This is a genomic window from Rugamonas aquatica, from assembly GCF_009380215.1.
GTDB classification, from domain to species: domain Bacteria; phylum Pseudomonadota; class Gammaproteobacteria; order Burkholderiales; family Burkholderiaceae_D; genus Rugamonas; species Rugamonas aquatica_B.
In genome coordinates this window covers 552,555-578,275 of the sequence record NZ_WHUG01000001.1, presented here as the reverse complement: position 1 = coordinate 578,275, position 25,721 = coordinate 552,555, and the positions used below count along the sequence as shown (strand labels likewise).

General features: G+C 64.2%; 23 protein-coding genes. 13 read left to right on the top strand and 10 right to left on the bottom strand.

Annotated features, from left to right (window positions below; genetic code table 11):
- Window positions 1–2: 2 nt before the first annotated feature.
- The 5 genes from GEV02_RS02535 to GEV02_RS02515 form a co-directional block, all read right to left on the bottom strand.
- Window positions 3–350, bottom strand: a complete 348-nt coding sequence (locus GEV02_RS02535) for a hypothetical protein (protein WP_152836356.1) — start codon at window positions 348–350, stop codon at window positions 3–5.
- A 27-nt stretch (window positions 351–377) separates the two neighbouring features.
- Entirely contained in the window at window positions 378–1,406 is a 1,029-nt protein-coding gene (locus tag GEV02_RS02530) for a S66 peptidase family protein (RefSeq protein WP_152836355.1), read from the bottom strand.
- Window positions 1,406–4,162, bottom strand: a complete 2,757-nt coding sequence (locus GEV02_RS02525) for a TonB-dependent receptor (protein ID WP_328595695.1) — start codon at window positions 4,160–4,162, stop codon at window positions 1,406–1,408. Before GEV02_RS02525 ends, GEV02_RS02530 begins: the two co-directional genes overlap by 1 nt.
- A gap of 195 nt (window positions 4,163–4,357) precedes the next feature.
- The gene (locus GEV02_RS02520) at window positions 4,358–5,248 is read right to left on the bottom strand and encodes a LysR family transcriptional regulator (protein WP_152836354.1); all 891 of its coding nucleotides are present in this window, start codon (window positions 5,246–5,248) and stop codon (window positions 4,358–4,360) included.
- 25 nt (window positions 5,249–5,273) lie between these two features.
- Window positions 5,274–6,158: an N-acetylmuramic acid 6-phosphate etherase gene (locus tag GEV02_RS02515; protein ID WP_152836353.1), complete on the bottom strand. Its 885-nt coding sequence runs from the start codon at window positions 6,156–6,158 to the stop codon at window positions 5,274–5,276.
- A 149-nt stretch (window positions 6,159–6,307) separates the two neighbouring features.
- Here GEV02_RS02515 and GEV02_RS02510 point away from each other — a divergent pair, with 149 nt between their 5' ends.
- Together GEV02_RS02510 and GEV02_RS02505 are read left to right on the top strand one after the other, a co-directional pair.
- Window positions 6,308–7,576: a serine hydrolase domain-containing protein gene (locus GEV02_RS02510; RefSeq protein ID WP_152836352.1), complete on the top strand. Its 1,269-nt coding sequence runs from the start codon at window positions 6,308–6,310 to the stop codon at window positions 7,574–7,576.
- Between the two features lie 4 nt (window positions 7,577–7,580).
- On the top strand, window positions 7,581–8,819 hold the full coding sequence (locus tag GEV02_RS02505) for a D-amino acid dehydrogenase (RefSeq protein WP_152836351.1): 1,239 nt from the start codon (window positions 7,581–7,583) through the stop codon (window positions 8,817–8,819).
- A gap of 3 nt (window positions 8,820–8,822) precedes the next feature.
- Here the strand turns inward: GEV02_RS02505 and mmsB are convergent, their stop codons facing one another.
- The 5 genes from mmsB to GEV02_RS02480 are packed head-to-tail and all read right to left on the bottom strand — an operon-like array spanning window position 8,823 to window position 14,280.
- Window positions 8,823–9,710 (bottom strand): 3-hydroxyisobutyrate dehydrogenase, encoded by an 888-nt coding sequence (mmsB, locus tag GEV02_RS02500; protein WP_152836350.1) that lies wholly within the window; start codon window positions 9,708–9,710, stop codon window positions 8,823–8,825.
- A 14-nt stretch (window positions 9,711–9,724) separates the two neighbouring features.
- Window positions 9,725–10,837 (bottom strand): enoyl-CoA hydratase/isomerase family protein, encoded by a 1,113-nt coding sequence (locus GEV02_RS02495; RefSeq protein ID WP_152836349.1) that lies wholly within the window; start codon window positions 10,835–10,837, stop codon window positions 9,725–9,727.
- Complete coding sequence (locus tag GEV02_RS02490; RefSeq protein WP_152836348.1) at window positions 10,830–11,615, bottom strand: enoyl-CoA hydratase; 786 nt, start codon at window positions 11,613–11,615, stop codon at window positions 10,830–10,832. The genes GEV02_RS02495 and GEV02_RS02490 overlap by 8 nt, the downstream gene beginning before the upstream one ends.
- A complete protein-coding gene (locus GEV02_RS02485) occupies window positions 11,612–12,772 on the bottom strand; it encodes an acyl-CoA dehydrogenase family protein (protein ID WP_152836347.1) in 1,161 nt (386 codons plus the stop codon). Before GEV02_RS02485 ends, GEV02_RS02490 begins: the two co-directional genes overlap by 4 nt.
- Before the next feature lie 5 nt (window positions 12,773–12,777).
- A complete protein-coding gene (locus tag GEV02_RS02480; RefSeq protein WP_152836346.1) occupies window positions 12,778–14,280 on the bottom strand; it encodes a CoA-acylating methylmalonate-semialdehyde dehydrogenase in 1,503 nt (500 codons plus the stop codon).
- Window positions 14,281–14,420: 140 nt separating this feature from the next.
- Between GEV02_RS02480 and GEV02_RS02475 the strand changes: the two genes are divergently transcribed.
- The 11 genes from GEV02_RS02475 (at window position 14,421) to GEV02_RS02425 (ending at window position 25,654) form a co-directional block, all read left to right on the top strand.
- A complete protein-coding gene (locus tag GEV02_RS02475; RefSeq protein WP_152836345.1) occupies window positions 14,421–15,791 on the top strand; it encodes a short-chain fatty acyl-CoA regulator family protein in 1,371 nt (456 codons plus the stop codon).
- 51 nt (window positions 15,792–15,842) lie between these two features.
- Entirely contained in the window at window positions 15,843–17,321 is a 1,479-nt protein-coding gene (locus GEV02_RS02470) for a sensor domain-containing diguanylate cyclase (RefSeq protein ID WP_152836344.1), read from the top strand.
- 140 nt (window positions 17,322–17,461) lie between these two features.
- Window positions 17,462–17,983 carry a PRC-barrel domain-containing protein gene (locus tag GEV02_RS02465; protein ID WP_152836343.1) on the top strand — a complete coding sequence of 174 codons (522 nt, stop codon included), beginning with the start codon at window positions 17,462–17,464 and terminating at the stop codon, window positions 17,981–17,983.
- 108 nt (window positions 17,984–18,091) lie between these two features.
- Entirely contained in the window at window positions 18,092–19,168 is a 1,077-nt protein-coding gene (locus tag GEV02_RS02460) for an ABC transporter substrate-binding protein (RefSeq protein ID WP_152836342.1), read from the top strand.
- 70 nt (window positions 19,169–19,238) lie between these two features.
- Window positions 19,239–19,955, top strand: a complete 717-nt coding sequence (locus tag GEV02_RS02455; protein WP_152836341.1) for a type 2 periplasmic-binding domain-containing protein — start codon at window positions 19,239–19,241, stop codon at window positions 19,953–19,955.
- A gap of 74 nt (window positions 19,956–20,029) precedes the next feature.
- Complete coding sequence (locus GEV02_RS02450) at window positions 20,030–21,460, top strand: circularly permuted type 2 ATP-grasp protein (protein WP_152836340.1); 1,431 nt, start codon at window positions 20,030–20,032, stop codon at window positions 21,458–21,460.
- Window positions 21,461–21,470: 10 nt separating this feature from the next.
- Complete coding sequence (locus GEV02_RS02445) at window positions 21,471–22,424, top strand: alpha-E domain-containing protein (protein ID WP_152836339.1); 954 nt, start codon at window positions 21,471–21,473, stop codon at window positions 22,422–22,424.
- A 17-nt stretch (window positions 22,425–22,441) separates the two neighbouring features.
- Window positions 22,442–23,245 carry a transglutaminase family protein gene (locus tag GEV02_RS02440; protein ID WP_152836338.1) on the top strand — a complete coding sequence of 268 codons (804 nt, stop codon included), beginning with the start codon at window positions 22,442–22,444 and terminating at the stop codon, window positions 23,243–23,245.
- Window positions 23,246–23,287: 42 nt separating this feature from the next.
- Window positions 23,288–24,163, top strand: a complete 876-nt coding sequence (locus tag GEV02_RS02435; RefSeq protein WP_152836337.1) for a proteasome-type protease — start codon at window positions 23,288–23,290, stop codon at window positions 24,161–24,163.
- 95 nt (window positions 24,164–24,258) lie between these two features.
- A complete protein-coding gene (locus GEV02_RS02430; RefSeq protein ID WP_152836336.1) occupies window positions 24,259–24,669 on the top strand; it encodes an Hpt domain-containing protein in 411 nt (136 codons plus the stop codon).
- A 565-nt stretch (window positions 24,670–25,234) separates the two neighbouring features.
- Window positions 25,235–25,654: a hypothetical protein gene (locus GEV02_RS02425; RefSeq protein WP_152836335.1), complete on the top strand. Its 420-nt coding sequence runs from the start codon at window positions 25,235–25,237 to the stop codon at window positions 25,652–25,654.
- Window positions 25,655–25,721: the final 67 nt, after the last annotated feature.

Here is a 25,721-nt window from a genome sequence, read left to right as displayed (position 1 = left end):
GGCTATCGACGGATCGTGGAGTCTTTGACGGCCACGACTCTATCGACGGTAATCTCGGTGGCTAGTGTTCCGCCATAGCCATACTCCAGATAGCAGTCGACCTTTAGTCGGGGATGATCGGTGAAGGCGAGTTCAACGTGCGAATCGGACGTCGGATGTAGCACCACCGACTTGCTGGCGCCTGCTTCAATATCGCCAATGGCATAGGAATTTCCAGTGACGTGGACGACCATGGAGCGGAGTGGCTCCGTGCTGACGTTCTTCACGATAAACGTTACGCCATCGCTGGAGGAGCGGGAGCAAGCAACGAAGGCACAAACGATAAGCAGGAGAAGTAAGCGTTTTTTCATTCGTCCTATTCTATCGCACCAACGGTCTTACATAACGGCGGACTCCAGCAAAGTTAGCGTGTGCCGCTGCGTGTCCAGCCTGGCGCGCAGACCGACGGGGATGGTGAACTGATTGCGGATATGGCCGAAGGAATAGCCCGCCACGGCCGGACGGGTCAGCGGCAGCAGGTGCTGGTCGACCGTGTCCTCCAGCGACAGCGCGCTTTCACCATCGGCGCCCTCGCAATTCTCGAAGATGCCTAGCACGACGGCTGCGGCATTGCGATAGCCTTGGCTGAGCTGAAGTTGCGTCATCATGCGGTCGATGCGGTACGGTTCCTCATTGACTTCTTCCAGGTAAAGTATGCAGTCCTTGAAGTCGGCCGCATACGGCGTGCCGGCCAGCGCGCTAACCAGCGACAGGTTGCCACCGATGAGCCGGCCCGTTGCGACACCCGCGTGCACGGTGCGTGGCGGCGGGTTGTCCGCGCACATGGTGATGGTGTAGTTGTCTTGCGGTGTCATCAGCACGCTGCGCATCTGCGCCACCGAATACTCCGAAAACGTGGACGAGCCCACTGGGCCGTGAAACGTCACCAGCCCCGCCTTCTTCAGCAACGCCAGATGCAGGCAGGTGATGTCCGAATAGCCGATCAGCACTTTGGGATGCGCGCGGATCAGCCGGTAGTCGATATGCTCCAGCAGCGAGATGCAGCCGGAGCCACCGCGCACCGCCCACACGGCCCTGATCTCGGGATCGAGGAACATGGCATGCAGATCCGCCAGCCGCTGCTCGACCGTACCGCCGTAATTGCCATAGACGTAGTTGATGTTATCGCCCAGTCTCACCCGCAGCCCCAACGATTCGATGTTGGCGACGGCCTGCGCCAGCGCGGCGTCATTGGTATGGCCGCTGGGCGCGATCAGGCCGACCAGATCGCCTTCCCGCAGGCGCGCTGGCTTAATCAATCGCATGCTTTTCCTCCCGACAGGCGCGGCGGCGGCAGGCAATGCGCCCGCCCCCAGCACGGCGGCCAGCGCGTTGCCGAACTGCCGCCGGCTGTAGGCTCCCGGCATTACAGGAACTTGTACTTGAGCAGGATGTTCAGCGAACGTCCGCGCGGATCCGCCACCCGTGGATCCCAGCCCGCGCCCACCACTTCATCCACATTGTGTGCGGTGAACGGCGGATCGGTGTCGAGCAGGTTCTGGATGCCGAGCGTGATCGTGACGTTCTTGAAGCCGGTGTAGGTGGCCGACAGGTCGTACTTGGTGTAAGCCTTAACGTCTGGATTGAAGCCGGCCGGTGGCGCGGACTTTCCGCCATTGGGCAGCTGGTCCTTGTAACCGGAACTGTAGTTCTGGATCAGCATGCCGCTCCAGTCGCCGCGAGACAGGTTGATGCTGGCGTTGTGCTTCCAGCGCAGGTACAGGTCGCGGGTGTAGAAGTTGCCGACGTATTCCTTGTACGGCTGGCCTTCGATCTCGGCGAACTTGAAGCTCTGCGTGTAGGTGCCGTCGAGGCTGACCGCCCACTTGTAGCTGTCGATCTTGCCTTCGCCGCGCAGGCTGAGGTCGGCGCCGCGCGTCTTGGTGCCGGCCGCGTTGATCCAGCCTGCGTTGACATAGGCGATCGTGTTGTCCGGGTTGCGGATAATGTTTTGCGACAGCAGCGCGGCGTTGGCCAGCACGATTTGCGGCGTGCGGTTCAGGATGCGGTTCTGCGAGTTGATCGCCCAGTAGTCGATCGACGCCGAATAGCCGCGCACCGGCTCGATCACCATGCCCAGGCTGCCCTGCTTCGAGGTCTCCGGCTTCAGGCCCGGATTGCCGCCGCTGAAGTACGGCAGCCGCGCGATCGCGCAAAACGCCGGATCGCCGGGATGCTGCGGGCAGAAGATCGGATCGATGGTGCCGTTCGGCAGTTCCTGCGACAGACGGCCGGAATACAGCTGCGTGAAGCTCGGCGCCAGGAAGCCCTTGTTGGCCGAGCCACGGAACAGCAGCGCGTTGTTCGGCTGGTAGCGGAACGAGATCTTGGGATTGGTGGTCGCGCCGAACACGCTGTAGTGATCGCGGCGCACGGCCAGCTGGGTTTCAAGTTCCCTGGTGATGGGAACGATCAATTCGGTGTAGACCGCCTTGATGTTGCGGCTGGCGTTGTTCAGCGCGGCATTCCCCGGGGACAGCAGGATCTGCGTGGCGTCCACGTCCTGCCCGAAGTCGTAGCCTTCGCGGCGCAGGTCGAAGCCGACCGCCATCGACAGCGGGCCGGACGGCATTTGCCAGATCTCGCCGGACAGGTTGCCGTCCAGCTGGGTCAGGCTGGTTTTGCCGTGCTGGAAGGCGCCACGGAATTTGGTCGACTCGACCAGGTCCATGGCTTCCTGCGTCTGCGTCTGGCCGGCGGTCAGCCAGGGGTTGATCTTGCCGCCGCCCAGCGCCGAGTAGATCTTGCTGGTGTAGCCGTAGCCGTCCAGCAGCGCGGTCTTGGTGGTGCTCTCGCCGTGCGACAGCCCGGCGCGGTAGTCCCATTTGCCGAGCAGTACACCCTCGGCGCCGATCAGCAGGCGCGCGTTGTCGGTGACGTTTTCCTGAACGCGGTTGCCCCAGGCGTTGGCCCGCCATTTGTAGATGATGGGCTTGGTCTTGTCGAAGCTCGGAATGAGGGCCGACAAGTCCTGGTAGTAGGCGCCGCCCACCGGATAGGCGTTGCCGGCTGCCAGCGAGGTCTGGATCTGCACCGGCGTGAACTCGGCGATGGCCTTGTTGTGGCCGAACAGCGCTTCGACAAACAGCTTGTGGTCGCCGTTAAGCTTGAGCGTGCCGCGCGATACCGCATTCAGGCGCTCGACGGGAACGGTGATGATGTAGTCGGCGCCGTAATCGTAGGCGCAGGAATAGGTGCTGCGCGTGGCGGCGGTAACGTCCTTCCACAGCGCGGTCTGGTACTGCGACATGCCGGGGATGGAGTCGCACTTGCCCTGCAAGCTCAGGGGATTGGCTTGCAAATAGGTGGTGCTGTCGCCCGGCACCTTGAAGCCGGTGCCCAGCGCAGTGCCGGCGCCGCTCAACTGGTTGGCGTATGGCGTACCGGTGGTGTCCGGCGACAGGCCGCGTGCCGGCTGGAAGCCGTTGGCAAACACGCGGTCGCGCGAGCTGAGCTTTGCGTTGTTGTCATAGGTGATGCTGCCCATGACGTTGTAGCCCTCGTTCTCCAGAGAGCCGATGCCGCCCAGCAGCGACAGGCGCCGCGTCGCGCCGCCGCCATGCTGGGTGAAATTGTCGTTGAGCGAGACTTCAACGCCGTGATAGTCGGTGCGCAGGATGAAGTTGATGACGCCGCCGATGGCGTCCGTGCCGTAGATGGCCGAGGCGCCGTCCTTGAGGATCTCCACGCGCTGGATGGCGCCCAGCGGGATCGCATTGAGGTCGACGGCCTTGGCGCTGGCGCCGAAGGTGGCGATGCGGCGGCCGTTGAGCAGCACCAGTGTGCTGTTCGGTCCCAGCCCGCGCAGCGATGCGTACGAAGCGCCGCCGCTGACGCGGTCTGCATCCGCGCCGAAGACGTTGTTCCCCGAAGTCATATTGTCGGCGCCGGTGCCGTTGGCGGACAGGCTGCGGATCAGCTGTTCAGTGCTGGTGATGCCGGATTTTTCGATGGTGTCGATGCCGATCACCTGGACCGGCAACGCGCCCTCCTTCGCCAGACGCTTGATGCTACTGCCGGTAATTTCCACGCGCTGCATGACCTCCTGCGCAAACACGGTACCCGCAGCCGGGACGAACACGCCCATCAGCGCAATCATATGCGCCAGTTTTTTAACCTTCACGGTCTCTCCCTGTGGTGAATCTGACTAGTTATCTGTTCAGATTAGCGCCTTGCTTCATTCGCCAGCCAATGAAAATAGCTTTTGCGGCCATAACTTTTGGTAATGAATTGGCGCTCTTACCCGCAGCATGCCAGTGACGGCGGGTTTCAGGAATGGCACTTGTATCATTTGTGCCACATTTCTCGGGAATAAAGACTAGCCGAGCAAGGCGCGGGCGGCGTCGGCGATGCTGCGGGCCAGCTGGCTGGCGCCGTGGGACAGCGGCGCGTGGGCCGGCGTGAGCAGGTAGAGCTGGATCGGAATCTCCGGCGCCCACGGCCGGCTCTGCAGGCGGCCGCGCCCGGAAGCTGCCGTGAACGGATCGACCACCGCCATGCCGCCGCCGGTTTCAACCAGCGAACGGGCGATCTGGTAGGTCTGCACGACGGTGTGGAAATGCGGCTGTATGCCCTGCGCTTCGCAGGCGGCCAGCACCAGGTCGCCGAGCGGGTCGTTGTCGGCGTAGCCTATCAGTTCTCCCTCCAGCTGCGGCGCGGAGAATGGCTGGGCCTCTTGCGCGGCGGACCAGCGGCCAGGCCGTGCGATCACCGTCATCACGCCCTGCGCGATGGGCTCGGCGACGATGCCGGGATGACGCGGGTCTTGCAACGACAGGCCGAGGTCGGCCTCGCCCAGGCGCAGGGTGTTGACGATCTCGCTGGTGTGGTGGGTGGCCAGTTCGCAGCGGGTGTCGGCGAAGGCGCGGCGCCAGTTGCTCATCGCTTGCGGCAGCACGCTGGCGGCCACGGTCGGCGTCGAGACCAGGCGGATGGTTTCCACCGTGCGGCCCTTGAGGCTGGCGGCCAGGCGGCGTATGCCTTGCAGGTCGCGGTTGAGTTTTTCGGTTTCGGCGAACAGGCGATGCGCTTCCGGCTTGGGATACAGCTTGCCGCGCACGCGTTCGAACAGCGGCATGCCCAGTTGCAGTTCGCAGTGCTGCAGCACCTTGGTGACGGCCGGCTGCGAAATGTGCAGCACCTGGGCGGCGCCGCTGATGGTACCGACTTGCATGATCGCGTGGAAAACTTCAATGTGACGCAGCCGCATCTTCCTCTTTCGCTATGACGATGCGCTACTGTAGCAGGAGTGCCGCCCTTACGCTGCCTTCCGCTTGGGCGAGCAAGGCGCGCGCCCGCGCGATCGGCACCTGGCATTTCAGCACGACGATCGCGACCTTGACGTGGAAGTCGCATTGCTCCAGCACGAAATGGGCGCTGGCCTCGTCGGCGCCGGTGGCGTGGCGGGTCAGCGCGACGGCGCGGCGCACCAGCTTGGCGTTGGTGGCCTTCATGTCGACCATCAGATTGCCGTAGACCTTGTTGAGCCGGACCATGATGGCGCTGGAGATGGTGTTCAGTACGATCTTTTGCGACGTGCCGGCCTTCAGGCGGGTGCTGCCCGAGATGACTTCCGGCCCGGTGTCCAGCGTGATGCCGATTTCGGCGCGCATGGCGACGGGCGCGTCGGGATTGTTGGCGATGCCGATGGTCAGCGCGCCGGCGGTACGGGCCGCGTCCAGCGCGCCCAGCACGTAGGGCGTGCTGCCGGAGGCGGCCAGCAGCAAGACCACGTCGTTCGTTTGCGGCAGCAAGGCGGCCAGGTCCAGGAAACCTTGCTTGCTGTCGTCCTCGGCGCCCTCCACGGCCTGAAACATGGCGCCCTTGCCGCCAGCAAGCAGGGACAAGGCACGCTCATGCGGCCACGAGAAAGTCGGGTGCAGCTCCACGCCGTCCAGCACGCCGAGCCGGCCGGAGGTACCCGCGCCGACGTAGATCAGGCGGCCGCCAGCGGCGATGCGCGGTGCGGCCTCGTCCACCGCTGCGGTAATGGACGCCGCCGCCGCGTGAACCGCGGCGATGGCGTTGAACTGGTCGGCGATCAGCGTGTCGACCAGTTCGGCAACCGGATACTGGTCCAGGCCGGCGTGTTCCTGGCTGGGGGTTTCGGTGTTGAGCATATGGCCAGTTTAATCTTGAAGCTCAGCTCGCGGCCATGAAAGCTTGCCGGGAGGGCATTCCGAAAAGTTATACGGCAAGAGCCGGTTTTCATTGGCGACGGCCCGTCACCCACAGTATTCTTGCTCCCATCGAGAACAAGAGGGCCAACATGAAACGTGAAATGCAGGCCTTGATGGGGATGTTGCTGATGGCGGGTGTCAGCGGCGGCGGTCTGGCCGCCACTTTGGATCAGGAACTGGCGGCCATCGCGGCCGACCGGGCGATGCCGCTGGCGAGCCTGTCGGTGCTGGCTGTGCGCGGCGGCAAGGTGCAATACCAGTTTCAAACCGGCCAGCGCCGCATCGGCGCTCATGCTGCGCCGGCCACGGCCGACACGCTGTATCGCATCGCATCGATCTCCAAGATGATGACGACCTTCGGCGTGATGAGGCTGGTGGAGCAGCACAAGCTGGCGCTGGATACGGACGTGGGCGAGTATCTCGGCTATCCTCTGCGCAATCCGCACTTCCCGGACCAGGCGATTACCTTGCGCATGCTGCTCACGCATACCTCGTCGCTGCGGGATGATGCAGGCTATTTCTGGGGAGCTGAGGTGGCCATCCGCGACAAGCTGACCGGCGGCGATGTCGGCATGTGGGCCGGCAATGCCCGGCCCGGCGCCTACTTCACGTACACCAACCTGAACTGGGGCGTGATCGGCACCATCATGGAAAAAGTCAGCGGCGAGCGTTTCGACCGGCTGATGAAGCGGCTGCTGCTGGAGCCGATGGGCCTGCGCGGCGGCTACAATCCCGCCGAATTTTCCGCCACCGAGCTTGACGATGTGGCGACGCTGTACCGCAAGCGCACCGTCGATACCGAGGTCTGGAATGCCGATGGCCCCTGGATCGCGCAGGTGGACGACTACAGCGTGCGCCCTCCCTCCGCGCCCGCCAATATCGGCAGCTACGTCGTCGGCAGCAACGGCACGTTGTTCAGTCCGACCGGTGGCCTGCGCATCTCGGCCTCCGACCTGGGCAAGATCATGCTGATGTTGATCCATCAGGGCCGGCATCAGGGGCAGCAGATCCTGCAAGCGGAATCGGTGGCGCTGATGTTCAGCCAGCAGTGGAAGTACGACGGCGGCAACGGCGATACGTATCGCGGCCTGTATCAGAGCTGGGGTCTGGGCAGCCAGCGTTTCGGCGGCGACAGCCTGGTCGAAGGTGGCGGCTTCAGCGCGGCCGGGCATCTGGGCGAGGCGTATGGTTTGATCTCCACGTTCGTCGTCGATCTGGAGCGCGGCAACGGCATGGTGTCGCTGATCGGCGGCACTGGCGCCGACCCGGAAGCCAATCCCGGCCGCTATTCTGCAATGACGCGCAGCGAAGAGCGCATCCTGACGGCGCTGTATCGCCGCGCCATACTCGGCCAGTGAGATCATGAGCGAGATCATCGTCATCGGCGGCGGCGTGGTGGGCCTGACCTCCGCGTGGTGGCTGGCCGAGGCCGGCTATCGCGTGACGCTGGTCGAGCGCGAGGCAGAAGTGGGCAGCATGGCCAGCTTCCGCAACGGCGGGCAGCTCAGCTATCGCTACGTGGCGCCGCTGGCCGATGCGGGCGTGCCGCTGAAGGCGCTGCATTGGCTGCTTCAGGCAGACGGCCCGCTGCGTTTTCGGCCGGAGGCGGATCTGCGGCAATGGCGTTGGCTGGTCCAGTTTCTACGCAACTGCAATGCCGGCGCCAACCGGCGCACCACCGCAACGCTGCTGCAACTGGGGGAACTCAGCCGCCAGGCGATGCGCGAGCTGTCGCTGCAATTGCCTATGTCCGAGTTTGGCTGGCGCGATCCTGGCAAGCTGGTGGTGTACCGCAGCGCACGGCTGTTCGAGCGCGCCGCAAAGCTGGCCGCCAGCGATGCCGAGGTGCTGACGCCCGCCGGCACGGTCTTGCGCGAGCCGGCGCTGGCGGCATTGCAAGGCGAGCTGGCCGGAGGGATCTTCAATGCCGGCGAGGCGGTGGCGGATTGCCATGCTTTCTGCGTGGCGCTGGCGCGGCGCTTGCAAACGCACCGTAACTTTGGCGGCGTTCTGCATTGCGATGTGACGGCGATACGAACCGAAGGCGGAAAGGTGACGGGGTTGGAGACGACATCCGGCCCGTTGCGGGCAGATCAGTTCGTGCTGGCGGCAGGCATCCAGAGCCGCGACCTGGCGGCGACGGCGGGAATTCAACTGCCGCTGTATCCGCTCAAAGGCTATAGCTTGAGCGCGCCTATCCGTCCCCGCGATGTGGCGCCCGCGATCAGCGTGACGGACTTCGAACGCAAGGTGCTGTATGCGCGCATCGGCAAGCAATTGCGCGTGGCGGCGATGGTGGACATGGTGGGCGCGGACAACCGCATCGACCAGCGCCGCGTGCAAAGCTTGCTGCGGCTGTCGAAGGAAGCCATGCCGAACGCCGCCGACTACGAGCGCGCCGAGGCTTGGGCGGGACTGCGTCCGGCCACGCCCAACAGCGCACCCATCATCGGCGCGACCCGTTACGACAATCTGTGGCTGAACGTCGGCCACGGGCCGCTGGGTTTTACCTTCGCCTGCGGCACCGCCAGCCTGCTGGCGGGTATGCTGCGCGGCGCCGATGCGCCCATCGCGCTGGATGGGCTGACGCTGCGCCGCTGACGATCAGGACTTCTGCTGAAACAAGCGCAGGATGCTGGAGAAGTCCTGCTGCCCATGTCCCTGCTGCGTGTGCAGTTGATACAGCTGCCGCGCCAGGCTGCCCAGCGGCGTGGCCGCCTGCGCCGATTGCGCGGCTTGCTGCGCCAGGCCCAGATCCTTCAGCATCAACGAGCTGCCGAAGCCGCCCACATAGTCGCGCGAGGCCGGCACATTGTCCATCACGCCGGGCCAGGGGTTGTACAACTCCAGCGCCCAGTTGCGGCCCGAGCTTTTGGCCATGATCTCCGACAGCACTTTCGGATCGAGACCATGGGCAACGCCCAGGTTCAACGCTTCCGAAGTGCCCGCCATCAGTATCCCCAGCAGCATGTTGTTGCAGATCTTGGCGACCTGCCCGGCGCCGGGACCGCCCGCGTGGAAGATGTTCTTGCCCATCTGTTCCAATACCGGACGGGCGCGCTCCAATGCGGCAGTCTCGCCGCCGACGATGAAGGTCAGCGTGCCCGCTGCGGCGCCGGCGGTGCCGCCCGAGACCGGCGCATCGATCATCGCCAGGCCACGCTCGGCTGCGGCGGCCGCCACTTCGCGCGCGGCATCGGCGGCGATGGTGCTGCAATCGATGAACAGCGCATTGCCGGTGGCGTGCGCCAGGATGCCCTGCTCGCCCAAATACAGCTCACGGACGTGGCGGTCAGCTGGCAGCATGGTAACGACCACGTCCGCCTCGCGCACCGCGGCCAGCGCCGACGATGCGGCGCGGGCGCCGGCACTGTGCAGGCTCTCCATGGCCGACGCCGACAAGTCGAAGACCGACACGGTACGGCCAGCACGCAGCAGGTTGTGCGCCATCGGCGCGCCCATATTGCCCAGTCCGATAAAAGCGATATGCATATAGTCTCCTTGTTTTAGTTCAGATCGGCCAGCGGATGCTGCGGGCCGGGAGCCTGGAAAAATTCATCCACAGCGGCGATGGCCGCGTCCAGCGTGCGCGGCGACCATTGCGGGGCGTTGTCCTTGTCCACCAGCAGTGCGCGCACGCCTTCCGGGAAGTCCGGGTGAGCGCAGCATTGCAGGGCGACCACCAGTTCCATCCTGAACACGTCCGCCAGGCTCAGGTGGCGACTGCGTTTTTGCAGCTCCCACACCAGCGCCGCCGACGACGGCGCGCCCTTCGCCAACGAGGCCGCAGCACGCTGCAACCAGACCACATCGCCCTGATAAGCTGTGATGGCGGCCACCACTTCCCCCAGCTCGCGACCGGCGGTCAGCGTGTTGATGGTATCCCAGTTCTGGCGCACTTCCGATACCGGCAGCGCGTCAGTGGCCAGGCTCAGCGAGCGCAGCACGCGGTCCACCACGGCGCCGGCGTCGCCCTGCCATTCGGCAGCGGCCAGCGCGGCGATGCTTGCCTCGCGTTGTTCCTGCGGCAGGAAGTAATCGCCGAGGCCGGTGAACAGCGCGTCATGCGCGTTCAGCGCGGCGCCGGTCAGGCCGAGGAACAGGCCGCTGCGGCCCGGCATGCGCGGCAGGAACCAGCTGCCGCCCACATCCGGGAACAGGCCGATAGTAATTTCCGGCATGGCGATGCGCGTGGTCGGCGTGACGACGCGGTGGCTGGCGCCCGCCAGCAAGCCCAGTCCGCCGCCCATGACGATGCCGCCGCCCCACACCACCACAGGTTTCGGATAGGTGTGGATCAGGTGGTCGAGCCGGTATTCCTCGCTGAAGAAGGACTGCGCCAGCAGATTGGGCATGGCGCTGGGCTCGGCCAGGATGGCGTTGCGCAGCGTGCGCACGTCGCCGCCGGCGCAGAAGGCCTTGTCGGTGCTCGATTGCAGCACCACGCAGGCGATCGCGTCGTTCGCGGCCCAGTCCTGCAAGGCCTGGTAGACCATGCGTATCATGTTCAGCGTCAGCGCGTGCAGCGAGCCCGGCGCGTTCAGCGTGATGATGCCGACGGCTTCGCGGGTTTCAACCAGCACGGCTGGTGCGTAGTCCTGGTTGGCCGATTCACGCATTGGACCACCGTGCGGTACGTTTTTCGAGGAAGGCTTGCACGCCCTCTTTCTGGTCCTGGGTGTCGAACAGGTCGACGAAGCGCTCGCGTTCCTGCGGCAGCATGTGCTGCGGCGGCAGGCTGCGCGCGCCCTGAATCAGCGCCTTGCAAGCGGTGACGCTGCTCGGGCTCTGGCGCCATGATTTTTCAGCCAGGGCCAGCGCCGCGTCCAGCGCGGTGCCGCTGGCGACGACTTCTTCAACCAGTCCGATGGACAAGGCGCGCTGTGCATCGATACGCTCGCCACACAAGATCATGCGCTTGGCCCAGCCTTCGCCAACCAGCCACGACAGCAGTTGCGAGCCGCCGGCGCATGGCAGCAGGCCGACCGCCGCTTCCGGCAAAGCCATCTGCGCGTGCTCTTCGGCGATGCGGATGTCGCAGGCCAGCGCGCACTCCAGGCCGCCGCCCATGGCGTAGCCGTTGATGGCGGCAATGCTGACGCCACGGAAACCGGACAGCGCTTCGAACGCGGCGCCAAAGCGTTGCGCCATGGCGCGGGCCACGGCCTTGTCGCCGTCGGCAAACAGTTTCAGGTCGGCGCCGGCCGAGAAGAACTTGGCGCCGCCGCCGGTGATGACCAGCGCGTAGATATCGCGCTCGTTGTTCAGGTCGGCCACCAGTTCGGCCAGGGCTGACAGGCTGTCCAGCGTCCAGGTGTGGGCTGGCGGGTTGTCGAGCGTGACCACGGCCGTGTGCTGGCGCCGTTCCACTTGCAGATTTGCGTAGGTTTTGTTCATTTGATGTTCTCCGTGGCGCCCTCGCGCAGGATAGCCCTGCCGACGATGAGACGCATGATTTCGTTGGTACCTTCAAGAATTTGATGCACCCGCGTGTCGCGCACGTGGCGCTCCAGCGGATACTCGCGGATGTAGCCGTAGCCGCCGTGCAGTTGCAGCGCATCGTTGGCGACGGTGAAGCCGGCGTCGGTGGCAAACCGTTTCGCCATGGCGCAGTAGACGCTGGCGTCCGGGCTTTCCTGATCCAGCTTCCACGCGGCCAGCCGCACCATCTGGCGCGCGGCCACCAGTTCCGTCACCATGTCGGCCAGCTTGAACTGCAAGGCCTGGAACTGCGCCAGCTCGCGACCGAACTGGATGCGCTCCTTGATGTGGCTGCCCGCCCGTGCCAGTGCCGCCTGCGCCGTGCCGACCGAACAGGCGGCGATGTTGATGCGGCCGCCGTCCAGTCCCTTCATCGCAATCGCAAAGCCCTGGCCTTCCTCGCCCAGCAGGTTGGCGGCCGGGACGACGACGTTGTCGAAGTGGATGGCGCAGGTGGGCTGGCTTTTCCAGCCCATCTTCTCTTCGTTCTTGCCGAAGCTGATACCCGGCGTGTCGGCCGGGATCGCGAAGGCGGAGATGCCGGACGCGCCATCGATGCCGGTGCGCGCCATCACCACCAGCAGGTCGGTGCTGCCGGCGCCGGAGATGAAGGCCTTGCTGCCGTTGAGCACGTAACGTTCGCCCTGGCGTTCGGCGCGGGTGCGCAGCGAGGCTGCGTCCGAACCGGCTTGGGCTTCGGTCAGGCAGTAGCTGGCCAGCGCCTGGCCGCTTGCCAAACGCGGCACCCATTGCTCGCACAGGGCCTGGCTGCCCCAGCGCGCCACCATCCAGGTCGCCATGTTGTGGATGGACAGGTAGGCGGTGGTGGAGGTGCAGCCTGCGGCCAGTTCCTCGAAGATGATGGCTGCCTCCAGCCGCGACAGGCCCAGCCCGCCCAGGTGCTGCGGCGTGTACAGGCCGCAGAAGCCCAGCTCGCCGGCCTTGGCGAGTGCGTCGCGGCAGAAGTAGCCGTCGGCGTCCCAGCGGGCGGCGTTGGGGGTGAGTTCGCCCTCGGCAAACTCGCGCGCCGCCTGCTGGAATGCCCGCTGCTCTTCGTTGAGCGCGAAGTCCATGATCGTTACTTCAGGCTGATGGTGGTGTTGACCTGACCGACCGACGCCGCATCCGCGAACCAGCGCTGGGTGATGGTCTGGGTCTGGGTGTAGAACAGCACCACCTGCTTGCCGTACGGGCCCAGGTCGCCCAGCTTGGAGCCGCGCGAGCCGGTAAAGCTGAACAGCGGGACTGGCACCGGAATCGGCACGTTGATGCCGACCTGGCCGACATCGATGTCTTCCTGGAACTTGCGAGCTGCCGCGCCGCTTTGCGTGAACAGCGCGGTGCCGTTGCCGTTGGGGTTGGAATTGACCAAGGCGATGGCCTCGTCCAGCGTGTCGGCCTCGACCACGATCAGCACGGGGCCAAAGATCTCCTGGTCGTACACCGCCATGCCTGGCTTGACGCCGGACAGGATGGTTGGTGCGATGAAGTTGCCTTTCGGGTAGCCGTCGACCTGGACGTTGCGGCCGTCCAGCGCCAGCGTGGCGCCCTGCTCCAGGCCCTTGGCCACCAGCGCCAGCACGCGTTCCTTGGCGGCGCAGGAGATGACCGGACCCAGGTCGGGATTGTCCTTGCCGGCGCCGACCGACAGCGCGGCGGCTTTTTCCACCAGCTCCGGCAGCCAGGCGCGGGCCTCGCCCACCAGCACCGCGACCGAAGCCGCCATGCAGCGCTGGCCGGCGGCGCCGAAGCCTGCGCCCAGCAGCTGGTTCAGGGTTTGTTCCTTGTTGGCGTCCGGCAGTACCACGGCGTGGTTCTTGGCGCCCATCATGCATTGGGCGCGTTTGCCGGCCAGCGTTGCGCGCTGGTACACATGCTTGCCCACGTGGCTGGAGCCGACGAAGGAGACAGCGCGGATATCGGGATGGTCGCACAGGGCGTTGACCACGTCCTCGCCGCCGTGCACCACGTTCAGCACGCCGGCCGGTACGCCGGCTTCCAGCGCCAGCTTGACCAGCTTGACCGTCACCAGCGGGTCTTGCTCGGACGGTTTCAACACGAAGGTGTTGCCGCAGGCGATGGCCATCGGGAACATCCACAGCGGTATCATCGCCGGGAAGTTGAACGGGGTGATGCCGGCGCACACGCCCAGCGGTTGCAGCACGCTGTAGGTGTCGACGCCGCCGGCCACGTTCTGCGCGAACTCGCCCATTTGCAGGGTGCCGATGTTGGCGGCGTGTTCGACCACTTCCAGGCCGCGGAAGACGTCGCCTTCGGCGTCCAGCAGAGTCTTGCCCTGTTCGGCGGTCAGCGTGGCGGCCAGGTCGCCCATATTTTCGCGGATCAGCTGCTGGTATTTGAGGAAGATGCGGGCGCGGGCGCCGATCGGCGTCTTGCGCCAGGTTTTGAAGGCGCGCTGGCCGGCGGAGACCGCCTGGGCGACTTCCTCGGCGGTGGCGAAAGGCACGCGTGCCAGCACTTCCTGGGTGGCCGGATTGACGACGTCGCGCCATACGGTGGTGCGGGATTCTACCCATTCGCCATTGATCAGCAGGGGTACGGTAGGAATAGCTTGTGTCATCGTCGGTCTCCTCTTGGTTTATCGTAAGCTTGCTTATTTTGCTAATTATTTGCATTATTCGCTTATTGAAAACGTGAGTAAAGACGTAAAAATGCGAGGAATTGCGAAGTCTTTGCCGCAAAATTGCGAAGGTTGCGAAGATGTCTAAAGTATTCATGGGCGTGCGCTTGCAACGCCTGCGCGAGGAACGCAAGCTGACCCAGGCCGCGCTGGCCAAGATGCTCGACATTTCGCCGAGCTATCTGAACCAGATCGAGCGCAACCAGCGGCCATTGACCGTGTCCATCCTGTTGCGCGTAGGCGCGGTGCTGGGCGTCGACCCGCAGATTTTCTCGGAGCACGACAGCGCCGGGCTGGTGGCCGACCTGCGCGATGCCTTCAGCGAGTTGCCCGATGCCGATACCTCGCTGGCCGAGCTGAAGACGCTGGTGGAAAACATGCCGGGCGTGGCGCGCGCCGTCGTGCAGATGCAAAGCCGCTACCGCATGGCTGCCGAGCGGGCGGCGGCGCTGGAATCGCAGTTTGACGACGGCAACCGCGGCATCAGCGTGGCGCCGCCCTCGGTGGACGAGGAAGTACGCGATTATCTGAACCAGCGGCAGAACTATATCGACGAACTGGACCAGGCAGCCGAGCTGATCGTCGACGCCAGCGCGGCTGCCTTGCAGCAACGGCTGGCGGAGCGGCACGGCGTGACGGTGCTGGCTTCGCATCAATCAGGCCCAGCGCTGGCGCGGCGCCGCTACGACGCCGTTCAAAAACTGCTGTGGCTGCCCGATACGATCAGCGAAAGCCAGCGGGCGTTTCAAATGGCGGCTCAGCTAGGCTTGCTGGAACTGCCGGGCGTGATCGAGTCGCTGGTGCAGGCCGCGTCGTTTTCCAGCGACGCCACGCGCGACGGCGCCCGGCTGGCCCTGTCCAACTATTTCGCCGGGGCTGTGCGCCTGCCCTACCGGCGTTTTCTACAGGCGGCCGAGGCCTGCGCCTACGATATCGAGCTGCTGGCCGGACAGTTCGGCGTGGGCTTCGAGGCGGTTTGCCATCGGCTGAGCACGATGCAGCGGCCGGGGTTTGCGGGCTTGCCGGTGTTCTTCGTGCGCGTGGACCGGGCCGGCAATATCTCCAAACGGCAGTCGGCGGCGGCTTTCCACTTTTCCCGCGCGGGCGGCACTTGTCCGCTGTGGGTGGTGTATGAGGCCTTCAGTCTGCCCGGCCAGGTGCTGCGCCAGGTCGCCCGCATGCCGGACGGCAGCACGCATTTGTGGATCGCGCGCCAGGTCAGCAGCGGCCCGGCCGGATTCATGGCGCCGGGCAAGTCCTTTGCCATCGCCCTTGGCTGCGATATCAGCCAGGCGCATCGCATGGTGTATGCCAAGGGTCTGGATCTGGCCAATCCCGATGTCGCCACGCCGATTGGCAACGGATGTAAGGTTTGCGAGCGGAATGACTGCCCGCAACGCGCTTTTCCGTCCATTTTGCGACAGAAAGCTGCTATCTCCGGTCAAACGTAGCGGCTGGACATTTCCTCGCGGTACAATCCTGTATGCAACTAGGATTTCCCCATGAGAAACACCCAGCCGTCCATTGACCTCCCACAGATGGCGCGCGCGGTGTCGATACGGCGGTTGTTCCGTCACGGCGATCGGCGCGAGAAGCTGTCCATTACGGCATTGTGGCTGGCGTCGCTGGCCGCCAGTATCGGGCTGGGGCTGGCTTCGGTGATCTACAAGTGGTCGGGCCTGCCGGTACAGCTTGGCGGGGCTGAGCTGTACATCACCGTCTATCCGCCGCTGGTGATCTGCCTGCTGTGGACGCTGACCTGCGGCTGGTGGTGGGGCGCGATTCCCGCCTACCTTGCGACCCTGACGCTGTCCCTGTACGGCGGCATGCCGTTGCCGTGGGCGCTGATGTTCAGCGCGGCCAATCCGCTTGGTTTCGCCGTCATGGGCCTGGGCTACCGGGCGATCGCCATCAGCCGCAACCTGACCAGTATCGGCGCGATGCTGTTCTACGTGCAGCTTTCATTCGTGGCCGCCATCTTCAGTTCCAGCGGTGCGCTGGTCTGGTGCTACACCAATCGCATCGATTCGACCGCCCTGCTGCCGATCTGGCAAGGCTGGTGGCTGGGCGCCTTCCTGCAAAGCGTGTTCCTCAGTGCGCCGGTGATGGCCGTATTGTGGCCGCGCCTGGAGCGCTGGCAGCACGCGCGGCCGCAATTGCTGGTCGATGCCGGCGCCGATCCGCGCGGCTCGGTGCTGCGGCTGCTGGGCTGTGTCGCCATCGGCGTGCTGGTCTACGGTTTCGTCACGCTGAAACTGGCCGACAATCTGCTGCAAGTGCAGGCGGCCGGCATTCCTGCGGCGTTGGCGCGCTCGCTGGACGTGGCGCGGGACACGACCTGGGCTTTCTATTGGGTGTTCGCGCTGATTATCGTGTTCATCGCCTTCTTCGGCTACCACATGTTCATCCACTGGCAGACGCTGACCAACAAGCTGCTGAGCGACCTGCGCCATGCCAACCAGCGGCTGTACCTGCTGGCCGGCACCGACAGCCTGACCGGCCTGCACAACCGCCGCGTGGCGGACGAACGTATCGCTTCGGAATGGCAGCGGGCCCAGCGGCTGGGCCTGCAGGCGGCGCTGGTGATGATAGACATCGACCATTTCAAGCAGATCAACGACCGCCACGGCCATCCGACCGGCGACGAGGCGATCCGCATCCTGGCGTCGGAGATCCGCGCCCTGTCACGCGAGATCGACAGCGCCTGCCGGTATGGCGGCGAAGAGTTCCTCATCATCCTGCCGCAAGCCGATGCCGAAGGCGCCTACACCTTTGCCGAACGGCTGCGCACCAGCGTGGCGGCCATCCCGGTGCCGAGCGAGCATGGCCCCTTCCACTTCACGGTCAGCGTGGGCATCGCGCTGTTTGATGCGGAGGAAAGCTCGCATGACGCGTGGATCGAACGCAGCGACAGCGCGCTCTATCAGGCCAAGCGCGAAGGCCGCAACCGCGTGGTGTCCCCGGCGGCCGTGGCTGTCTGAGTTTGGTTCCCCAGGAACTCAGCACTGTCCTACACCGACACCGCACGCGCACCTATACCTGTACGGCAGCGCTCCAAGCATGATGAGCCTTGTCACCGCGTTATCGAACGCGGGACCAAACTCACCATCTGGAGACCACCATGAGCTATCTAGACCGCGATACGTATGGCATTTACAGCGACACCTCCGACAACAGCGGCCCCGGCCCGCGCCTGATGGGCGCCGACACGCTGATCGGTGAAGACGTCTACAACCACCAGGACGAAGACCTGGGCGACATCAAGGAAATCATGCTGGACATGCGCCAGGGCCAGGTGGCCTATGCGGTGCTGTCCTTCGGCGGCTGGCTGGGCATGGGCGACAAGCTGTTCGCCGTGCCGTGGCAGGCGCTGCAACTGGACACCGTCAACAAGCGTTTCCTGCTGGATGTATCCAAGGACCACCTGAAAAACGCGCCCGGCTTCAACAAGGACAACTGGCCGGACATGGCCAGCACCGAGTTCAGCACCCAGATCCACGACTTCTACGGCACCCAGCAGAACGTGCCGGGCGCCCGCACCGCCAGCGGCAGCGTGATGGGCAGCAGCAGCGGCAACCTGCAAAGCGACCCGGGCTACAGCGGCAGCCGTTCCAATCCCGGCAGCGGCAGTGGCAACCTGTAGCAACTGGCCCACAGAACGCGCACATTGGCTCGTCAAGGCATGCGAAAGCGGGCATGCCTGACGGGCATCTCTGGTCTAATTATTGCATCGACAGCAATTAGACCCACCATGCAAAAATCCCTCGCCATTCCCCTGCTCGCGCTGGCCCTGTGTGCCGGCAACTCCCTCGCATTTGAACCGCTGCCGCCGGAAACCATGGACGATACCCGCGTCTTCAAGGTCGAAGTGCTGCAGGTGACGGACATCGAACCCTATCAGGAAGCCTACAACGGTTTCCTCAAATCGCTGCAAACCAGCGGCCTGGTGGCCGGCAAGAACCTGAGCATCAACCGCGTGGCCATCGATTTCGATGTCGAGAAAGGCGGCTTCTGGAGCAAGCTGGGCGTGCTGCTGCGCATCCGCCAGGAGACCGGCCGCATCGTCAACGCCAAGCCGGACCTGGTGCTGACCATCGGTACGCCGGCCACCAAGTATGCGCGCGGCATGCTGGCCGACGCGCATATTCCGCTGGTGTTCACGGCGGTGGCCAATCCCGAGGATGCCGGCTGCGTGTCGCTGGTCGACGCCGGCGAAGGCGTGACCGGCTCCACCTTGTACACCGACATGTCGGACTCGCTGAAACTGGTCAAGGATGTGTTCCCCAATGTGCACCGCATCGGCATGGTGCACACCGACGACGAGAACGGCGTCGCCAACGTGGCGGCGGCGACCCGCAACGGCAAGCCGCTGGGCCTGGATGTCAGCGCCCGGCTGGTGAACAAGACCGACCACATCGCGCCGTCGCTGAAGGAACTGTACAGCGCCGGCCGCGGCGTCGAGATGTTCGCCGTGCCGCTGGACACCTACTACGGCCTGCACCGCTACGAGGCGGCCATCGACCTGGGCGAATTCGGCATCGAGAACAAGGTGCCGGTGGTGACGCTGGCGATGGTGCGCGTACCCGGTGCGGCGCTGTACGTAGGCGCCGACTTCACCCAGGTCGGCCGGCTGGCCGGCAACCAGGCCGCCAAGATCCTGCAGCGCCACACCAAGCCGGACGTGATGCCCATCCTGCGCCAGGAAACACCGACGGTGATGGTCGACCCGGCCCGCATGGCGGCGCTCAACGTCAGCCTGCCGCCGGCCATGGCCGCCCGCAAGACCGAGACCAGCAGCGGCTTCTGGCAGATCGACCTGGCCAAATAACAAGTTATACTGCCCCATCGGTCGATAGCTGACAGGGGCGTATATGCGGTGCAGGCGCGTCATTACCGTAATGTTGCTGGCGGGTCTGGCGGCCGGCCAGGCTGAGGCCGGCGGTGAGACTGCACGCATCGTCATGGCAAGCATACTGGAGCAGAACAACAGCTATGCCGCCCGCTGGTTGCGGCTGATCTACACGGAAGCGTTCCAGCAGTTGGGCGTGGAGCTGGAGATCCGCAGCTTTCCTGCCGCGCGCGCCAGCGTGGAGGCGATCGCCGGCAACATCGACGGCGAACTGACGCGCGCCTATGAATACGGCGACCTGCAATCTGTGCTGATGCGGGTACCGGAGGCGCCGTTGTCGTCGACCACCGCGGCCTATGCCCGCACACCTACGCTCCATCTGGACAACGGCTGGGAGTCGCTGCGCGGCAGCAGCTACCGGGTCGAGTACCGCTTCGGCTATCTGGTGGTACAGCAACGGCTGGCCGAGGTGTTGCCTCAGGGCGGCTATACGGCGGTACACAGCAGCGAAATGGGCTTGCGCAAGCTGTCCATCGGCCGTACCGACGTGTACATCGATAACGTCGAGGTGGTCGATTCCCTGCTGGAAAGCGCAGAGTTCAGGCATTCCGGCATCCACCAGGCCGGCACGCTGGAGCGCAAACCCGTCTACGCCTACCTCAATAAAAAGCATGAAAAGCTGGCCCTGCGCCTGTCCGCCGTGCTCAAGAAGATGCGCGACAGCGGCGAGGTCGAGCGCCTGCGCCTGCAAGCCCTGAAGGAATAACGCACCAGGATAGGGCATTTCCTCTGGCACGTTTCTTGATAGAAGTTAAACGTGTTCAACAGGGAATGTCCGACATGGCTAACTTCTTCAACGAAATGACCGCCGACGGCCTGGCCCATCACGCCAGCGCCGAGGTCCGCGAACACTACCGCGAGTTTTGCGGCTGGCTGCAGCGCCAACCGGCCGAGACCATCGAGCGCAAGCGCGCCGAGGCCGACCTGACCTTCCGCCGGGTCGGCATCACCTTCGCCGTCTATGGCGACGATGCCGGCACCGAACGCCTGATCCCCTTCGATACGATACCGCGCATCATTCCGGCGGCCGAGTGGAAGCAGCTACAGACCGGGCTGGTGCAACGCGTGCGCGCGCTGAACATGTTCATCCACGATATCTATCACGACCAGAACATCATCAAGGCGGGCATCATCCCCGCCGAGCAGATCTACCGGAACGCGCAGTACCGGCCGGAGATGCAGGGCATCAAGGTGGCGTCGGACATCTATGCCCACATCGCCGGAGTCGACATCGTGCGCGCCGGCCAGGGCGAGTTCTACGTGCTGGAGGATAATCTGCGGGTGCCGTCCGGCGTTTCCTACATGCTGGAAGACCGCAAGATGATGATGCGGCTGTTCCCCGAACTGTTCGCCCGCAACAAGATCGCCCCGGTCGACCACTATCCCGATTTGCTGCTCGATAACCTGCGCTCCGTCGCGCCCATGGGCATCAACGACCCGACCGTGGTGGTGATGACGCCGGGCATGTACAACTCGGCCTACTTCGAACACGCCTTCCTGGCGCAGCAGATGGGCGTGGAGCTGGTCGAGGGCAAGGACTTGTTTGTCAGCGATAACACCGTGTTCATGCGCACCACGCGCGGCCCCAAGCGGGTGGACGTGATTTATCGCCGGCTGGACGACGATTTCCTCGATCCGCTGGCGTTCCGGCCGGATTCCTCGCTGGGCGTGCCGGGGTTGCTGTCGGTGTATCGCGCAGGCCGCGTCACGCTGGCCAACGCCATCGGCACCGGCGTGGCGGACGACAAGTCGATCTACCCGTTCGTGCCGGACATGATCAAGTTCTACCTGTCCGAGGAGCCAGTGCTGAACAATGTGCCGACCTACCAATGCCGCAAGCAAGAGGATCTGGCCTACACGCTGGCCCATCTGCCGGAGCTGGTGGTGAAGGAAGTGCACGGCGCGGGCGGCTACGGCATGCTGGTCGGGCCGGCTTCGAGCAAGCAGCAGATCGAAGACTTCCGCCAGCGCCTGCTGGCCCGGCCGCACGGCTACATCGCCCAGCCGACGCTGGCGTTGTCGGCCTGCCCTACCTACGTCGAGAACGGCATCGCGCCGCGCCATATCGACTTGCGCCCCTTTGTACTGTCGGGCAAGACCATTTCCATGGTGCCGGGCGGCCTGACCCGCGTGGCGCTGCAGGAAGGCTCGCTGGTGGTGAACTCGTCGCAAGGCGGCGGCACCAAGGATACCTGGATTTTGGAACGCTAAGGAGACCCCCATGTTAAGCCGCACCGCCGATCATCTGTTCTGGATGGCGCGCTACACCGAGCGCGCCGAAAACACTGCCCGCATGCTGGACGTCAATGTGCAAACGTCGATGCTGCCGCAGTCCGACGAGGAAAACCTTCAGGGCTGGCGGGCCATGCTCGGCATCTCCGAGCTGCAGTCCGCCTTCGACCGCAAGTACGATACGCTGGAGGCGCGCGCCGTCATCGATTTCATGGTGCGCGATCCGGACAATCCCTCGTCCATCGTGGCCTGCCTGACCGAGGCGCGCGAGAACGCCCGCGCGGTGCGCGGCACGCTGACCACGGAGGTGTGGGAAATCCAGAACCAGACCTGGCTGGACATGCAGAAGCGCTTGAACAGCGATCTGCTGGAAACCGATCCCAGCAAGTTCTTCGAATGGGTCAAGTTCCGCTCCCACCTGTCGCGCGGCGTCACCGTCGGCACCATGTTGCGCGACGAGGCCGTGCATTTCATCCGCCTGGGCACCTTCCTGGAGCGCGCCGACAACACCGCCCGCATCCTCGACGTAAAGTTCCACGGCGGCGGCAGTGCCGACAGCACCGGCGAGGCCATGACGCAGCGCGACTTCTACTACTGGGGCGCGTTGCTGCGTTCGGTATCCGGCTTCGAGATTTACCGCAAGGTGTATCGCGACGTTATCACCCCGGCGCGCATCGCCGAGCTGCTGATGCTGCGCGCGGACATGCCGCGCTCGCTGCTGGCCTGCATGGACGAGGTGGTGCAGAACCTGCGCGAGGTGCGCAACGATGTCTCCGCCGATACCGAACGCTGCGCCGGCAAGCTGCACGCCGAGCTCCAGTTCGGCAAGATCGACGACATCCTCGCGGCCGGCCTGCACGACACCCTGACAGGCTTCCTGTCGGACATCTATCAATTGGGCAATCGCGTCAGCCGCGATTTCCTGGTGCCGCTGGCGGCTTGACGACACGAGGCCCTGTTATGCAACTGACGATACGTCACGAAACCCGCTACACCTACAGCACGCCGCTGGCCTACACCATCCAGCAGCTGCACCTGACGCCGCGCGTGGAGGCGCAGCAACACGTGCTGTCCTGGCATATCGCCATGCCCGGCCATGTGCATGGTTATACCGACGCCTACGGCAACCTGTCGCACATGATGACGATGAATTTGCCGCACCAGGGGCTGGCCATCGTGGCCGGCGGCGTGGTCGAGACCAGCAGCCCGAAACAGGGCCGCATTCCCAACGGCGACAGCCTGTCGCCGCTGATCTACACGGTGTCGACGCGGCTGACGGAGCAGACGCCGGGCATCCTGGAACTGGCGGCCTCCTGCCTGCCGGACGGCAAGGCCCAGACCAGGGACTTGATGTGCCTGGCCGAGCACATCTTTGGTGCGGTCCGGTATCAAAGCGGTGCGACCGCCGTCACCACCACGGCCAGCGACGCGCTCGCGCTCGGCGAAGGCGTGTGCCAGGACCACGCCCACCTGTTTCTGGCTTGCTGCCACGCGCACGGGATACCGGCGCGCTATGTGTCCGGCTACATCGACCCGGAAACCAGCGACCACGCGGCCAGCCACGCCTGGGTGGACGCCTGGGCCGAGGACCGCGACTACAGCGGCTGGGTCAGCATCGACGTGACCCATGCGCGCCTGATGACGGACGCGTATTGCCGCCTGGCCATCGGGCGCGACTACGAGGCGGCGGCGCCGGTGCGCGGCGTGCGGCGCGGCGGCGGCCTGGAGTCGATGAGCGTGGATGTGCAGATCGTGCCCCAATGAGGGGTGTACAATATTTATTCCTTTAATCAATAACTTGCAACGATGACCTATTGTGTGGGCATGCGCCTGGATGCCGGGCTGGTGTTTTTATCGGATTCGCGCACCAATGCCGGGGTGGACCAGGTGGGCACCTTCCGCAAGATGAGCGTGTTCGAGATTCCCGGCGAGCGCATGATGGTGATGATGACCGCCGGTAATCTGTCGATCTCGCAATCGATACGCCAGCTGGTGGCAGAGCAGCAAAACGCCGACGGCCGCAGCATCTGGACCGCCACCAACATGTACGAGGCCGCCCGCATCCTCGGCGACGCCGTGCGCCAGGTGCACGAACGCGACGCCAAGGCGCTGGCCGAGTTCGGCATCGACTTCAATGTCAGCATCATTTTCGGCGGCCAGATCAAGGGCGAGCGCTGCCGCTTGTTCCAGATTTATTCGGCCGGCAATTTCATCGAATCGCACGACGAAAGCACGTATTTCCAGATCGGCGAGGCCAAGTACGGCAAGCCCATCATCGACCGCGTGGTGACGCCCGCCACCAGCCTCGACGACGCCGCCAAGTGCGCGCTGATTTCCATGGATTCCACCTTGCGCTCCAACGTGTCGGTGGGACTGCCGCTGGATTTGCTGGTCTACGGCAACGAACAGCTGGCCGTGACCCATTTCGTCACCATCGACGAGCGCAATCAATACTTCCAGATGATACGCAACACCTGGGGCCATCAACTGAAGAGCGTGTTCGAAGGACTGGACAAGCCGGTCTGGGATGCCGCGCCTGAAGCGACGGCCAACGTCTTGCATTCGACCGCCACCGGCAGCAAGCCGGTGCGCGTGGCGCCGCCGGCCGGCGTGACGCTGCCGCCGCCGTCCAACACGCCTCTGCAAACGCTGGCACAGCAATTCCATGACGGACAACAATAGCGGGCCGACATACTGCATAATTGCAACACGCCACAACGTGGTGCACGCATGAAAAGAGTATGATCGATAAAAAATCCACTTTCATGGAGCGATGCATGTCTGACGCAACCCCGCCGGCATCCGAAGAGACTATTTTTTCGGTCGATACTTTGCTCAAATACATGGGCAATGACGGCAAGGCATTGGCCATCGTCTCGAAAATCGTGCGCGACGCCTGTGCGCCCGGCATGGCGCCGATGCAGCAAGCCGCCACCGCGCTGCGCGAGGAGCGCTACACCGACGCCGGCAAGACACTGCACAGCCTGCGCGGTTCAATCGGCACGCTGGGCGCCAAGCGGCTGGTGGAAGCCTCGCTCAAGCTGGAGCAAGCCGTGGCCGAGCGCCAGCTGGACCAGATCCCGCCTCTGTTTGCGACGCTGGAGTCCGAATACCAGCTGGTACTGCAGTCTGCCGACGCATGGCTGCAACGTAACGCGCCTCAAAACGGACAGACGACCCAGGCTTAGTCGGGCTGGTTCCATACCACTATTACCAGCGGTAGCAGTGCTGTTTTGTCTGCCACTGTCGATTCCTGCGCCACACTCAACGATTTATCCCGACGCAAAGATTGCGCTCAACTAAATTCGGGCATATTGTTCAGTAAATATGAATTTTTATTTGTGTTGCATTGCAACCAAAGACACCGTTCCGCGGCTTTTCGCCGCACCTTAACGAATGGTTACAATTGTTACCCCGATTATCGGCTTGCAATCAGGAGCCGTAAAAGCTTCGTGATAATATCCCCTCCGGACTGGCAAGTAACAGCAGACTAGCAAGGCGGTACCTAGTGTGCGCCATGTTTTTTTGCAAGTTTGTACAATAGAAAGAGGAAATTATTGCGCCATGGCATCTTGCGCAATTGATAATTTGTCTCAGTGCAAGTATAATGGTGCAATGCGACGGAGCGTGGAAGACGCGTCCGCCGGACCTGAAGTGCCGCAGCAGACGGTCTCAGGTTTTAGCCTTGGACAGAATTGTAGGAAGGCTTTCCTCGCCGACAGTGGTATTGCTTTAACCAAGGGTAACTAAAATATGGAATTATTCAACAAGTCTGGCGTGCTGGTATCGTCGGTACTGGTTCTGGTGGGCGCGCTGATCGCCTGCCAGGCGCAGGAAGACGCGGTACCCTCGCCGACCGTGATTGAAGCCATCGCTACACAAGCGGGCCCGCAAGGCCAAGCCGCCGCCGAGCGCCGCTTGCAGGAATGGGCCGACCAGGGCTCGCCGGTAGCCCAGCGCGAACTGGCGCTGCGTTATCTGTCCAACCCGGCCAAGCGCAACGAAGCCATACAACTGTTCGAGCGTGCCGCCAATGCGGGCGATGCCCAGGCGGCAGTGGGATTGGTTGGCATGTATCACGGCAACACCGCGGCTGTCCAGGGCGGTAACACCGCCATCAGCGCCGGCCGCGTGATCAAGGAAGCCGCCAACGTGAACTACATTCCGCGCTGAGCGAATTTCCTGCCCGCCATCGAGCCGCAACACCCTTCAGGTGCTGCGGCTTTTTTATTGTGTTGCT

What these genes read in the sequence shown, in the direction of transcription:
- GEV02_RS02485 (WP_152836347.1), bottom strand. Translation starts at nt 12,772, where the DNA reads ATGGACTTCGCGCTCAACGAAGAGCAGCGGGCATTCCAGCAGGCGGCG.
- GEV02_RS02520 (WP_152836354.1), bottom strand. Translation starts at nt 5,248, where the DNA reads ATGCGGCTGCGTCACATTGAAGTTTTCCACGCGATCATGCAAGTCGGT.
- GEV02_RS02470 (WP_152836344.1), top strand. Translation starts at nt 15,843, where the DNA reads ATGAGAAACACCCAGCCGTCCATTGACCTCCCACAGATGGCGCGCGCG.
- GEV02_RS02490 (WP_152836348.1), bottom strand. Translation starts at nt 11,615, where the DNA reads ATGAACAAAACCTACGCAAATCTGCAAGTGGAACGGCGCCAGCACACG.
- GEV02_RS02435 (WP_152836337.1), top strand. Translation starts at nt 23,288, where the DNA reads ATGACCTATTGTGTGGGCATGCGCCTGGATGCCGGGCTGGTGTTTTTA.
- mmsB (WP_152836350.1), bottom strand. Translation starts at nt 9,710, where the DNA reads ATGCATATCGCTTTTATCGGACTGGGCAATATGGGCGCGCCGATGGCG.
- GEV02_RS02465 (WP_152836343.1), top strand. Translation starts at nt 17,462, where the DNA reads ATGAGCTATCTAGACCGCGATACGTATGGCATTTACAGCGACACCTCC.
- GEV02_RS02430 (WP_152836336.1), top strand. Translation starts at nt 24,259, where the DNA reads ATGTCTGACGCAACCCCGCCGGCATCCGAAGAGACTATTTTTTCGGTC.
- GEV02_RS02510 (WP_152836352.1), top strand. Translation starts at nt 6,308, where the DNA reads ATGAAACGTGAAATGCAGGCCTTGATGGGGATGTTGCTGATGGCGGGT.
- GEV02_RS02480 (WP_152836346.1), bottom strand. Translation starts at nt 14,280, where the DNA reads ATGACACAAGCTATTCCTACCGTACCCCTGCTGATCAATGGCGAATGG.
- GEV02_RS02475 (WP_152836345.1), top strand. Translation starts at nt 14,421, where the DNA reads ATGTCTAAAGTATTCATGGGCGTGCGCTTGCAACGCCTGCGCGAGGAA.
- GEV02_RS02445 (WP_152836339.1), top strand. Translation starts at nt 21,471, where the DNA reads ATGTTAAGCCGCACCGCCGATCATCTGTTCTGGATGGCGCGCTACACC.
- GEV02_RS02440 (WP_152836338.1), top strand. Translation starts at nt 22,442, where the DNA reads ATGCAACTGACGATACGTCACGAAACCCGCTACACCTACAGCACGCCG.
- GEV02_RS02515 (WP_152836353.1), bottom strand. Translation starts at nt 6,158, where the DNA reads ATGCTCAACACCGAAACCCCCAGCCAGGAACACGCCGGCCTGGACCAG.
- GEV02_RS02495 (WP_152836349.1), bottom strand. Translation starts at nt 10,837, where the DNA reads ATGCGTGAATCGGCCAACCAGGACTACGCACCAGCCGTGCTGGTTGAA.
- GEV02_RS02450 (WP_152836340.1), top strand. Translation starts at nt 20,030, where the DNA reads ATGGCTAACTTCTTCAACGAAATGACCGCCGACGGCCTGGCCCATCAC.
- GEV02_RS02460 (WP_152836342.1), top strand. Translation starts at nt 18,092, where the DNA reads ATGCAAAAATCCCTCGCCATTCCCCTGCTCGCGCTGGCCCTGTGTGCC.
- GEV02_RS02535 (WP_152836356.1), bottom strand. Translation starts at nt 350, where the DNA reads ATGAAAAAACGCTTACTTCTCCTGCTTATCGTTTGTGCCTTCGTTGCT.
- GEV02_RS02530 (WP_152836355.1), bottom strand. Translation starts at nt 1,406, where the DNA reads ATGCCGGGAGCCTACAGCCGGCGGCAGTTCGGCAACGCGCTGGCCGCC.
- GEV02_RS02505 (WP_152836351.1), top strand. Translation starts at nt 7,581, where the DNA reads ATGAGCGAGATCATCGTCATCGGCGGCGGCGTGGTGGGCCTGACCTCC.
- GEV02_RS02425 (WP_152836335.1), top strand. Translation starts at nt 25,235, where the DNA reads ATGGAATTATTCAACAAGTCTGGCGTGCTGGTATCGTCGGTACTGGTT.
- GEV02_RS02455 (WP_152836341.1), top strand. Translation starts at nt 19,239, where the DNA reads ATGTTGCTGGCGGGTCTGGCGGCCGGCCAGGCTGAGGCCGGCGGTGAG.